This is a genomic window from Marinomonas sp. A3A (assembly GCF_018336955.1).
Taxonomy (GTDB): domain Bacteria; phylum Pseudomonadota; class Gammaproteobacteria; order Pseudomonadales; family Marinomonadaceae; genus Marinomonas; species Marinomonas lutimaris.
This window is the reverse complement of the sequence record NZ_CP025532.1, coordinates 2,320,784-2,333,611: the sequence shown is the minus strand read 5'-3', so window position 1 is coordinate 2,333,611 and position 12,828 is coordinate 2,320,784. Positions and strand designations below refer to the sequence as shown.

General features: G+C 41.9%; 10 protein-coding genes. All 10 read left to right on the top strand.

The annotated features are described in order from the left end of the window. The first annotated feature begins 501 nt into the window (after positions 1–501). The 10 genes from CYL31_RS10850 to CYL31_RS10805 all read left to right on the top strand — a co-directional run bounded on the left by CYL31_RS10850 (position 502) and on the right by CYL31_RS10805 (position 12,712). Positions 502–930, top strand: coding sequence for a cytochrome b562 (locus tag CYL31_RS10850; protein ID WP_212915281.1), 429 nt, complete (start codon positions 502–504; stop codon positions 928–930). Positions 931–991: 61 nt separating this feature from the next. Further along, on the top strand, positions 992–1,345 hold the full coding sequence (locus tag CYL31_RS10845) for a hypothetical protein (RefSeq protein ID WP_212915280.1): 354 nt from the start codon (positions 992–994) through the stop codon (positions 1,343–1,345). Positions 1,346–1,457: 112 nt separating this feature from the next. After that, positions 1,458–2,519 carry an AraC family transcriptional regulator gene (locus tag CYL31_RS10840; protein ID WP_212915279.1) on the top strand — a complete coding sequence of 354 codons (1,062 nt, stop codon included), beginning with the start codon at positions 1,458–1,460 and terminating at the stop codon, positions 2,517–2,519. A gap of 140 nt (positions 2,520–2,659) precedes the next feature. Further along, positions 2,660–4,429, top strand: a complete 1,770-nt coding sequence (locus tag CYL31_RS10835; RefSeq protein ID WP_212915278.1) for an acyl-CoA dehydrogenase family protein — start codon at positions 2,660–2,662, stop codon at positions 4,427–4,429. Positions 4,430–4,482: 53 nt separating this feature from the next. Then, a complete protein-coding gene (locus CYL31_RS10830; RefSeq protein WP_212915277.1) occupies positions 4,483–6,132 on the top strand; it encodes an electron transfer flavoprotein-ubiquinone oxidoreductase in 1,650 nt (549 codons plus the stop codon). 116 nt (positions 6,133–6,248) lie between these two features. Next, complete coding sequence (locus CYL31_RS10825; protein WP_212915276.1) at positions 6,249–6,698, top strand: YaiI/YqxD family protein; 450 nt, start codon at positions 6,249–6,251, stop codon at positions 6,696–6,698. 76 nt (positions 6,699–6,774) lie between these two features. Continuing rightward, positions 6,775–8,064: an NAD(P)/FAD-dependent oxidoreductase gene (locus CYL31_RS10820; protein ID WP_212915275.1), complete on the top strand. Its 1,290-nt coding sequence runs from the start codon at positions 6,775–6,777 to the stop codon at positions 8,062–8,064. A gap of 161 nt (positions 8,065–8,225) precedes the next feature. Continuing rightward, on the top strand, positions 8,226–8,636 hold the full coding sequence (locus CYL31_RS10815; protein ID WP_212915274.1) for a MerR family transcriptional regulator: 411 nt from the start codon (positions 8,226–8,228) through the stop codon (positions 8,634–8,636). Positions 8,637–8,669: 33 nt separating this feature from the next. Continuing rightward, entirely contained in the window at positions 8,670–11,270 is a 2,601-nt protein-coding gene (locus CYL31_RS10810; RefSeq protein ID WP_249411556.1) for a heavy metal translocating P-type ATPase, read from the top strand. Between the two features lie 257 nt (positions 11,271–11,527). After that, positions 11,528–12,712, top strand: coding sequence for an MFS transporter (locus CYL31_RS10805; RefSeq protein WP_212915273.1), 1,185 nt, complete (start codon positions 11,528–11,530; stop codon positions 12,710–12,712). Positions 12,713–12,828 lie beyond the last annotated feature (116 nt).

Genomic DNA, 12,828 nt, shown 5'->3' with positions numbered 1-12,828 from the left:
TTTAGTCTTGCACTTAGAGTCTACTAAAGAAAAAACCGTATAATAGAGGTCGTCTGCTTTGACATAAACATAGCTGGCGACCTCTTTTCTTTTGCTAGGAAGGTGCTTTTTTAAGACCAAAGCATTTTTAAATGTTTTTCCACTCATGTACTTTTGCGCATCCTTGTCTGCTGCAAGTTTTGCGTCAAAGTCGCTGCATTCTGCGAAAGTAAAACTGCTTATGGTTAGACTGAACAGAACAAGTAATTTGTATCTAAACTTAAAAATATTGAACTCCCTTATCATTCAAATGACTAATCTATCTGACGAGGTAATAAAGTTTGTAAGATACACGTCAAACACCTTAAATGTCATTAGTGAATTAGATTACAAGGTTAAAGTAGTTATAACGATTACAATATAGTAGGTGTTTTTTTCAACGAGCATGTTATTTTAAGTGAATTGTTTTTATGCGAGTCGTTAAGCCTCATTTTTAAAATATTTTGGATGAAAGGTGTATTTATGAAAAAAGGTCTTCTTACTGCTGCAATTATTTCTATTTCTTGCTCATCTACTTTATTTGCTGCTTCATGTGATGATACTACGTTGCATAGCTACATGGAGCATATCAAAGATGAGATGCGCTCCATGTCCTCAGATGTAAAGTCTGGTGACAATGAATCTGCTGCTAAACGAGCAAATACCTTGATTACGTACTTCGAGAAGGCACGTACTGAAACACCTTATAAATTCACGGCTGAAAACTTGCAAGGCAATGAATTAAAAGATCAAAAAGCAGAATACACGAAAGTGGTTGATGACACTATCGTGGTACTGAAAGATCTAGAGGTGGCATTGCAGTCTGGTGATTCCTCTAAAGTGAAAGAGTTGCTTGGTGCGATGGGCAACCAAAGAAAAACTGGTCACAGTTCTTTTAAAGCAAATTGCTAGTTCTGCTGGATGACCTAGCATGAATTCACTGCTACAATGCGCGCGATAAAGAGAGGATATTATGGCTCGTGTTAAAAAATCGCGCAGTATGCGTGGCAAACTTGGAAAAACTGGTTCAAAAGAGATGATGAAAGAGCAAAACAAAGCTCGTAAATCCTCACCAACTCGCCGTTTTGTAACTAAAAAATCCAAGGAACGCAAAGAACAAGCGCACAAAAAACTTGAACGATTAGGATTGCTTCCAGAAAAAGAAGCTGGGGCAGCACCTGTGCGTCCTCGTCGTTTTGTTTTCGTAAAACCTGTTGATGAAAAAGCAGAGCAAGCGGAAGCTATGGAAAACGCTAACAACATCGATACGGATAGTGAAGATCTGTCACTAGACGAATTGTTGTCTGCCTTTACTGAGCAAAAGTAAATAAATAAACGTAAAATAAAAAAAGGCTGCTGATGCAGCCTTTTTTTATGCTAAAAAAGCACCCTAGAATAAAAAATATTAACTAGGGTAATCTGATAGATAGGTGATAAGTGTGAAAGCTTCTGTTCCGATGTCGAGTGTTCGCTATCTTTTAAAAGCAGTTGAAGGTCAAGGATTAGACCGTCAGTCAGTGTTAGAGAGTTTAGAGCTAACACAAGATGAAATAGAACAGAGTGACTCATTTCCCGCTTATCGGTACGGTATGCTTTATCAGAAAATTATGTGGCTTATGCAAGATGAGTCATTTGGGATGCTGAGCGGTGGTAAAGTGCCAAATGGTACGTTCAGAATGATGTGTCTTTGTATCATACATGCACGAAGCCTTGCTCATGCTTTGTATCGTTGCAGTGATTTCTATGAAATTTGCCGAGGTCCAACGGTTAAGCCTGTGTTGATTAAAAAAGGTCGTTTCGCCATGGTGACCTTTGCACCTTTGGACTCTTCTGAAGAAAATATCAGCGAGCTGGTTGTGCCTGAGTCAAAAGAGCAGCTAAGAACAACCCTTTCTATGTGGCATCATTTTATTTGTTGGTTAATTGGTCGTCGATTAAATTTGAAAGCGGCTTACTTCACCAGTGAGCGACCAGACGATGTTGAATATTATAAAACTCTTTTCCAATCCGAGGTTAAATTCAACCAACACGCCAACGCTTTAGTATTTCCTGCCAGTTATCTTGATATGCCTATTGTGCAAACAGAAGACAGTTTAAGAGGCTTTTTAAAAACCGCGCCATACCAGTTGTTGGTGATGGTTGAAAATGACAACAGTTTGAAATCACAAGTCATGGCTATGCTAGGAAAGGATTTCTCCCGAGAAATGCCGAGTGCGGATGAAGTAGCGAGTGCGCTTAATATGAGTGTATCCACATTGCGACGACGTCTAAATGACGAAAAAACCTCCTACCAGAACATCAAAGATGACTGTCGTAAAGAAGCGGCGATTACTTATATGAACGCGCCTCAACTCAGTATCAACGATATCGCCGCGTTAATGGGATTTGATGAACCTAGTGCTTTTTTCCGTTCTTTTAAAAAATGGACGGGGATGACGCCAGGCGAATATCGAAAAAGTGAGGAATACTTAAAGTTTGGCAAAGCAATGAAACGCCTATAAATTATACCTTTAACGCTTTTTATTTTATGCCGTGAATGTATTTGTCAGAAATATAGGCCTGAATTGTTATTGAGAGATTTGCTTTATTTTTCCATTCTATAGGCATAAATCCGCTCGGATAACTAACCGGAGAATAAAAAATGAGCGAATACCTATATCCAATCAATGACATTCTATTCAGCTTACGTTCCGTTGCTAAAACTGAGCGCCTTACACCTTATTTAGAAGATGCTGTCGATAACGATCTATTAGAGGCGATTCTTGGGGAGGCTGGTAAATTAGCTGAGCAAGTTATCGCGCCTATCAATGCCAGTGGTGACAAAGAAGGTTCTCGGGTAGAGAATGGCGAGGTTATTGAGGCTAAGGGCTTTAAAGAGGCTTTCAAGGCGTATTCAGAAGGAGGTTGGATCGGCCTATCTGGCGATCCAGAATACGGCGGACAAGGCCTTCCTTCTTATGTCGCAACGGCTGTTAACGAAGGCGTTCAAGCGGCTAACCTAGCTTTTTCCCTATGTCCTTTGTTAAGTCTAGGGGCAATCGAGGCGATTAGCTTGCATGCCAATGATGAGCTAAAGAGCCTTTACCTTCCAAAAATGTTGGCTGGCGAATGGGCCGGCACAATGAACTTAACTGAGCCTGCTGCAGGTTCTGATCTCGCCGCCATTGCTTGTAAGGCAACGCCTGACGGCGACGTATTTCGTATCAAAGGGCAAAAAATATTTATCACGTGGGGTGATCACCAAATGAGTGACAACATCATTCATTTGGTATTAGCTCGTCTTCCAAATGCTCCTGATGGTGTGAAAGGCATTTCGCTGTTTATCGTGCCAAAATTCCTTTTAGATGACCAAGGTGAGCCTGCTCAGCGTAATGATGTTCATGTGGTTTCTGTTGAACATAAAATGGGCATCCATGCGTCACCAACTTGTGTGATGAGCTTTGGTGATAAAGAAGGTGCTGTTGGCTACCTTGTTGGTCAAGAAAACGAAGGCATCAAAGCCATGTTCACCATGATGAACAATGCAAGACAGGGTGTCGGCTTGCAAGGGTTAGCTATATCAGAGCGAGCTTATCAACAAGCGTTAACCTATGCTCAAGAACGTAAGCAGGGCATGAATGCTGAGCGAACAGGTCGTGCCGCTATCATCGAGCATCCTGATGTATTGCGTATGCTGATGACGATGAAGTCGCAAATAGATGCCATGCGCTCTCTTATTTATGTGGCAGCGGTTGAAAATGACATGTCACACCTTGCTTCAGGAGATGATCAAAAACACGCCATCGCTCGAACCGCTCTTTATACTCCGATTGTTAAAGGATGGATCACTGAGCAAGCTCAAGAAATCACTTCTTTAGCGGTTCAAGTACACGGTGGTATGGGATTTATTGAAGAAACTGGTGTTGCTCAGCACGCACGTGATGCACGAATTCTACCAATTTATGAAGGTACAAATGGCATACAAGCAATTGATTTGATTGGTCGTAAATTGTATGCCGATAAAGGCCAGTCAATGACCTTGCTGTTGGCAGATATAGAAACTGAGCTTCATTCTTGGCAGCAACCTAATGTTTGTATTCATGCTGATAAAATAAAACCTGTACTTGAGCAGGCTAAACAAGCAACAGCAAGCTGTTTGGCCGCAATGGAAAAAAATCCTGTCTTAGGTACGGGCTTAGCGTATTCTTATATGATGCTAATGGGATATTTGATTGGCGCGTGGTTGCAAGTAAGAGCATTACACGCCGCACAGGATGATGAAAAATTGAATGAATCGCAGAAAAATTCTTGGGAGCATTCTGTCGCATTTTATTGCGATCATGTTTTGCCACGTGCTTTGGGCCATGTTCATTCAATAATGTTTGGGTCAACAACTGTTGACAATCTAAACAAAAATGCTTTCAATCGATAAAAAGTATTTTATGACCATAAAGAATGTCCTAAAAAATAATAACGGGAGGCAACATGTCAGATAGAGAAGTAATGGAATTTGATGTTTTAATCGTCGGTGGTGGACCTGCTGGGTTATCTGCTGCCTGCCGTATTATGCAAAAAGCGCAGGATGAAGAAAAAGAAATCAGCGTTTGTTTGGTTGAAAAAGGCTCTGAAATTGGAGCGCACATATTATCTGGTGCCGTAGTCGATTCAAAAGCCTTAGCTGAGCTTTTTCCTGAATGGCAAGAAATGGATGCGCCATTAAATACAAAAGTAAACGTTGACGAACTTCATTGGTTAGGCTCAGAGAGTGCTTCGAAAAAATTCAGTAATTGGATGATTCCAAAGACACTACATAACGATGGCAATTATATTATTAGCCTTGGCAACCTATGTCGCTGGCTTGCAGAGCAAGCTGAATCTTTGGGTGTAGAAGTCTTTCCTGGTTTTTCTGCAGCGCATGTTGCTTATGATGATAAAGGCAATGTGGAAGGTGTTATTACGGGAGATATGGGTTTAGCGGCTGATGGCTCTGAAAAAGATGGCTTTATGCCGGGCATGTTACTCAAGGCTAAATACACCATTTTTTCTGAAGGTTGTCGTGGCCATTTAGGCAAAGAGCTTCTTGCTCGTTTTGAGTTGGATAAAGATAAGGCTCCTCAACATTATGGTCTTGGTATAAAAGAGCTGTGGGATGTTCCTGAATCTCAAAGTAAACCGGGCACCGTTATTCATACTGCTGGTTGGCCGTTAGGCAATGAAGCCGGAGGCGGCGGTTTTTTATATCATTTAGAAAGTAATCAGGTGGTGGTTGGTCTCATTGTCGACTTAAACTATAAAAACCCATACCTAAGTCCTTATGAGGAATTCCAGAAATACAAGCACCATCCTGTTATTTCTGAGCATTTGAAAGGCGCAAAACGCGTTTCTTATGGCGCTAGGGCAATTGCAAAAGGCGGCTGGGCCTCGTTGCCTAAAATGAGTTTCCCAGGTGGTTTGCTGATTGGCTGTGATGCCGGTACGTTAAACCCTGCCAAAATCAAAGGTACTCACACCGCAATGAAGAGCGGGATGTTAGCGGCAGAAAGCATTTATGATGCACTACAGTCAGAAGCGCCTGCAGCAGATCTGGTTCAATTTAATGACGCTATGCGTAATTCTTGGTTAGGAAAAGAATTACAGCAAGCACGTAACTTTGTACCTGTGATGCATAAGTTTGGTACTTTCTGGGGAGGCGCTTATAACTGGTTGGATCAGAATGTTTTTTCAGGCGGCTTGCCATTCACATTTAATGATATGACACCCGACTATGCATGCATGGAGCTAGCTGAAAAACATGTGGCTCCAAAGTATAAAAAACCAGATGGATTATTAAGCTTTGATAAGCTGTCTTCTGTATTTTTGTCGAATACTAATCATGAAGAAAATCAACCGTGTCATTTGCAATTAAAAGATGCGGCTATTCCGATCCAAAGCAACCTACCTAAATACAATGAGCCCGCTCAACGGTACTGTCCAGCGGGTGTATATGAAGTTGTTGAGTCCAATAATGAATCCATTTTTCAGATAAACTCACAAAACTGTATTCATTGTAAAACTTGTGACATTAAAGACCCTGCACAAAATATCACATGGGTAACACCAGAAGGTTCTGGTGGACCAAACTACCCAAATATGTAGTAGCACAAAGCGTTAGAGTAAACGGATCACTTATATGTGCTCCGTTTGTTCTTATTCATTACTGGATTTCACTTTTTGACTGATTAATAATAGTGTCCAACAAAAAGGGGAATCCTATGCGCTTGTGGGTCGATGCTGACGCCTGTCCAAATGTTATTAAAACCATTCTTTTTCGTGCTGCTGAACGTCTTGAAATCTCCTGCATTTTGGTAGCCAATCAAGCCATTTCTATTCCCCCATCAAAATGGATCGAACGCCGTGTGGTAAGTTCTGGCTTCGATGTCGCGGATAATTACATTGTCGATAATATCGATACTCAAGATTTGGTAATCACTGCAGATATTCCTTTGGCATCAGATGTGATCGAAAAAGGCGCCTTAGCAATTAACCCACGTGGTGAACTTTATACAAAAGAAAATATTAAACAGCGCTTGAGTATGCGAGACTTCATGGAGCAAATGCGTTCTTCTGGTATTCAGACGGGTGGCCCTGCGGTGTTTAGTCAACAAGACAGAATGGCTTTTGCCAATACGTTGGATAAGTTACTGGCACAAAGAATCAAGTAAAGGTTTCCTATTGAGGAATCTGGAAAGTGTTTGATGAATACTTTCCAGATTATTCAATGTTTATAGGTGATTTTATATGAAAAAAATCGTGGTTGTTGGCGGTGGTGCCGGTGGTTTGGAATTGGTTACTAAGCTAGGGCATAGCTTTGGTAAAAAACGCCAAGCAGAGATCGTACTTATTGATAGAAGCCAGACACATATTTGGAAGCCTCTGTTACATGAGGTGGCAACCGGCTCTCTAGATATCAATAACGAAGGCGTCAACTACAGAGCCCATGCCGCTAAACACCACTATCAGTTTCAATTAGGTACTTTGATGGGAGTTGATCCTGAAGCGCGTACTTTAACGTTGGATTCTCTTTCTGATGATATGGGTCACATTGTTCTTCCTGAACGCTCTATTTCTTATGATATTCTCGTCATGGCAGTAGGGAGTGTGAGTAACGATTTTGGTACACCTGGTGTCTTAGAACACTGCTATTTCCTAGACTCTCATAAACAAGCGGAACGTTTCCAGCAGGCGCTTTTAAATCAGTTCTTACGTGTTCACCAGGAAGGAACGGATGCCAAGTTAAAGCTAGCCATTGTTGGTGGTGGCGCAACGGGCGTTGAATTGTCTGCAGAGTTGTTCCATGTGGCTGATATGCTTAAAGCTTACGGCATGCCGGAAATGTCTGGTAAACGAGTCAATATTCAACTTATCGAAGCTGGCCCACGAATTTTAGCGGCTTTGCCAGATCGAATTGCTTCATTAGCAACGAAAGAGCTGATCCGTTTAGGCGTTACTGTTAGTCAAAGTACACGCGTTGTACGTGCTTATGATGGCGGTTTTCAAACAGCGGATGAGAAAAATATTGAAGCAGATTTAATGATTTGGGCAGCTGGTGTAAAAGCACCCGATTTTGTTGCCAAGATTGAAGGCTTCGAAACCACAAGAAACAACCAGATATTGGTTAAAGGGACATTACAGACAACAGGGTTTGAAAATATTTATGTCATTGGCGACTGTTGTGCTTGCAAACAAGCTGATGGTTCTTTTGTTCCACCTAGGGCCCAGTCTGCTCACCAAATGGCATCGTTAGTCTTTGAAAATATTAAGGCGTCTTTCTTGAGTGAGCCATTGAAAGAATATACTTACAAAGATTATGGGTCCTTGGTTAACCTGAGCCGTTACAGCACAGTGGGGAACTTAATGGGTAATCTCATGGGGGGCTCTATGTTTATAGAAGGCCGCATTGCTCGTTTCGTTTATGTGTCTCTATATCGGCTTCACCTTATTGCGATACATGGCTGGTTTAAAGCAACAGTAATCATGGCTGCGCAAAAGATCGGCAAGGTTGTTAAGCCAAAGCTGAAACTACATTAATCTCTAGCTTACATAAGCAACATAGAAACCGAGTCATTATGAACTCGGTTTTTTTTGGCTTCAAATATCTGGTCTAGCGATTATTGTGCTAAAGCTTGACCTATGTGCTACCCATAGGTTTTACACTAAGGTTACAGTTTAGATATTTCAAAGGAGTTTCTATGCGAGTGAGTGAACTAGCAAAAAAAGCTAATGTGACAGCTGAAACAGTTCGTCACTACACTAGGCTTGGGCTGATCAACGCAGAGCGAAACCCAAACAATGGTTATCAGCTATACGATAAAGTGGCATTACAGCGACTAAATTTCATTCGCCAAGCCAGTGATTTAGGTTTTAGCTTAAAACAAATTGAGGAGATTTTTCATCAATCTGACAGTGGTGATTCACCTTGTCCTATGGTTCGCGATTTGTTGGAAAAGAAAGTTCCTGAAACAAAATTAAAGATAGCTCAACTACAGGCGCATTTAGTCAAAATGGAAGACGCGTTAGCAGCTTGGGAAAATATGCCAAATGGTGCACCTGATGGGCATTCAATCTGCTGTTTGATTGAAGACTGGGAAGATGCCAAGTAAGGCGATCAATAGCTATATAAGAGGAGGGTAGAAATGACGTATCCAGAACCAAAACCAGCTGATCAAATGACAAGGCTAACGTTAAATGTTACTGGCATGTCTTGCCAAGGTTGTGTGTCAAAAGTTCGCAAACTCATTCAAGAAAAAAGTCCTGAATCGACCATCGAAGGTATGCCGAAAGAGCATAGATTAGTGGTTACATCGGATTTGGACTTAGCTGCTATTGAAGCTAGTGTCCAGAAAGCCGGATATAAATCATTAGGCTTATTTGATGATAGTGAGCTTGCTCAATCAAATAATGGGCAAGAATCCAACGAAGCAAACACAGTAAGCAAAGAACAAGACAGTACAGACAAAATAGATAGTTCATTCAGCTACCAATTTTCTATTGGTGGAATGACCTGTGCTGGTTGCGTTAATACGGTACAAAAGGCACTGTCGAATTCTGCCGATGTTGTTTCCGCCGACGTTAACTTCGCTAACCATACTGCGCAAGTCATCACCAAAGGTTCTTCGGACGCATTAATCAAAGCGGTGGAGGATTCAGGTTATCAAGCAAGTCTTATTCTTGATGCAGAAAAAAGCGAAGAAGAGCGAGGTGAAAGAGAGTTAGCGGAATATCATCATAAATGTAAATCGTCAGCGCTGGGTTTAGGCTTAGGAATTCCCTTGATGCTGTATGGCCCGTTTGGCGGAAATATGATGGTGAGCTCGCTCATCGAAAGGATGATCTGGTTTGTGGTTGGTGTTGCAACACTGTTGATTATGGTGAGTGCGGGTAAACATTATTTCCGTGGTGCATGGAAAGCCTTTACCAGCCATCAGGCTAACATGGATTTATTAATCGCTTTGGGTACTGGTAGCGCTTGGTTATATTCCATGTTGGTTGTGTTGGCTCCAATAAGTTGGTTGCCAGATAGCGCTCGCCACTTATATTTTGAAGCAGCCGTGATGATCATTGGTTTAATCAACCTTGGTCAAGCGTTAGAGCTTAGAGCGCGTCGTAAAACAAGCCAAGTCTTACATCGACTTTTAGACCTACGTCCTAAAATGGCCACTCGAGTAGATGGAGTTACAGAGTCTCGTATTAGCGTGACAGATATCAAGGTGAATGACATCTTGAGAGTTCGTTCTGGTGATAAGATTCCTGTTGATGGAGAAGTTTTAGAAGGCCTTTCAGCAGTAAACGAATCTATGCTGACAGGTGAAGCTGCGCCAATAGAAAAAAACGCAGGCAGCTTGTTATCTGCTGGCACGATAAACGGCCAAGGTAGTTTGTTGTTCAAAGCAACTCGTATTGGTTCCGATACCTTACTCGCGCAGATTATAACCATGGTCGGTAAGGCACAGAACTCAAAGCCACCGATTAGTGTGCTAGCCGACAAAGTGTCTTCTATTTTTGTACCAAGCGTAGTCATTATCGCTATTTTGACGGCACTTTTGTGGTTTAACCTTTCTATATTTGGTGTGGGCAATGAATCCGTCTTCTCATATATGTTGGTAACGACCATCTCGGTACTGATAATTGCTTGTCCGTGTGCTTTGGGGCTAGCAACACCTATTTCTACCATGATAGGGATTGGTAAAGCGGCAGAATATGGTGGCCTTATTCTAAACGGTGAAGCCTTACAAAGAGCGAGTGAATTGACCGTTGTCGTGCTGGATAAGACTGGCACGATTACAGAAGGTAAACCGAAAGTCGTTAATGAAATATTAAGTGAGCAAGTTCATAAAGGTTTGGTGGCACAAGTCGTTTCAGCTCTAGAGGCGCGAGCCAATCATCCTTTGGCGGATGCTTTATTGGAGCATTGTCAGAAGGATGCAGCAGAAAAAGAAAGTGTTGCTCTCGATGAGTTTGAGTCACTGGTTGGTTTAGGTGTGAGAGGAAGTATTGAAGGGAAGGCTTATTATCTTGGTAACGAGCGCCTGATGAAAGAAAAGGGCATCTCTATAGATTTGCTCGCTTCTGATGATCTACATAATGCAGCAACCCGTGTCTATCTCTCGGATGAAGCTGCGTTAATGGCTGTTTTTTATATTGAAGATCCCATTAAGGAAGGCGTCAAATCGGCTATTTCGAACTTCAAACAACAAGGCCTCAAAGTTGTCATGCTGACTGGCGACAACCCAGAAACGGCTGCTTCAGTTGCCAACATGGTAGGTATTGAAGATTATCATGCGCAACTGATGCCAGACGATAAACTGAACTGGGTTAAGAAACTTCAGTCTCAAGGTGACGTGGTTGGAATGGTTGGTGATGGCATTAACGATGCGCCAGCTTTAGCTCAGGCAGATGTGGGCTTTGCGATGGGAGCAGGAACCGACATTGCGATGGAAAGCGCAGATATCACTTTGATCCATAATGACTTAAACGGCGTCGCAGATGTTATTCAGATAAGTACCGCTACGTTAAGGAATATCAAACAAAATTTATGGGGGGCATTTGCTTATAACAGTTTAGGTATTCCTATTGCAGCAGGGATTTTATTTCCGTTTACGGGATGGTTGTTGAGTCCAGTTATTGCTGGTGCTGCAATGGCCCTCTCGTCTGTAACGGTTGTCACTAATGCTAATCGACTTAGATGGTTCCGTATTTCTCGCTCTAATCTAGAAAGTACTGAGGAGGTTAAATGAGCATACTCATTAATGCGCTAGGTGTTTTGCTAATCCTATTTGTTGTCTATTGGTTTTGGTGGCCAACCCACCAGAAGCAGACTAAAAAGCACAGCAAGAATAAGTAAAGGCATCTTTCAATAAGCAATGGCTCAGCAAGTGTTGTAAAATAACCTCGAAGATCAATAAGCCAAGAGCACAAGCTCTTGGCTTATTTCGTTTTCAATCTTAAATCGTCACTCTTGTTTATTAATCTTGAATCAAATATCGGAGCTTTTATGCTTGCTTATCAGTGGGGGATTTTTGCCATTGCCCTGGGTACTTTCGGAATAGGGACAACTGAATTCATGCCCATGGGCTTGTTACCAGTTATTGCTGATGGCGTGAATGCATCCATTCCGGCTGCGGGTTTATTGATTAGCGCCTATGCTGTCGGTGTCATGATAGGTGCGCCATTAATCACTTTATATTTAACGCGTTATAGCCATAAAACGTCTTTGCTCGCCTTAATGGTGGTTTTTGTCGTTGGTAACATACTTTCTGCAATTTCTGTTAATTACGAGACCTTCTTGGTATCACGAATTATTACCAGTCTTTCCCATGGTGCTTTTTTCGGGATTGGTGCTGTTGTCGCTATGAATTTGGCACCTTTTCATAAAAAAGGCTCAGCGGTAGCGTCGATCTTTTTGGGCTTAACCATTGCCAATATCGTTGGTGTTCCGATTACCACTTGGTTAGGGCAAAATTTTGATTGGCGTATTTCATTTGCAGTGACAGCTTTATTGGGTGTGGTGGCTTTTTTCGGTATTAGCCGCAGCTTGCCCGTTATGCCACGAGCTGAAAAGCCTAATGTGAAATCAGAACTTAAAGCGATCATGCAGCCAGCAGCACTGCGCGCTTTTGCGACTACGGTGATGTGTGCAGGTTCAATGTTTACGCTTTATACCTATATCGCGCCGATCATGCAGACATTGGCTCAAGCTTCAGATAACGCTATTGCAACCATGCTAATGCTGGTCGGCATTGGTTTTACCCTAGGGAACTACATAAGCGGAAAAGTGACCGATAAATCGCCAGATCTTGCCTTGTTTGTTTTTTTAGGATTACAGGTGCTTGTTTTGTTGATGTTTCGTTTTACCGCAACGACGCTAATTGGGGCTGGCGTAACAACTTTGTTATGGGGTGTTGTTATCTTTGGCAGCGGACCGCCATTACAAATGCAGGTAATGAAAATCGCAGATCAAGCACCAGGCTTAGCATCTTCTATAAATATTGGTGCATTTAACTTAGGAAATGCTTTAGGGGCGGCTCTGGGTGGATTGGTCATTAGTATTGGTTTCAGCTTTGATTGGATTCCAACCGCGGCAGCAGTGTTGTCTTTCCTCGCACTTGTTATGGTTTGGTTGAATCGTCGTAAATCTAACAATATCACTAAAGATAATCTAGAAGAAAAGTCTGTTTAAAATGTTATAGCGGAAAAGAGGTGCTGAACGTGCCTCTTTTTTTATGCTATAACTTCAAGCGTAGTATGAGTGAGTAATTCGCTCGCAGACTTAAACCAATGTAATGGATGTACAGT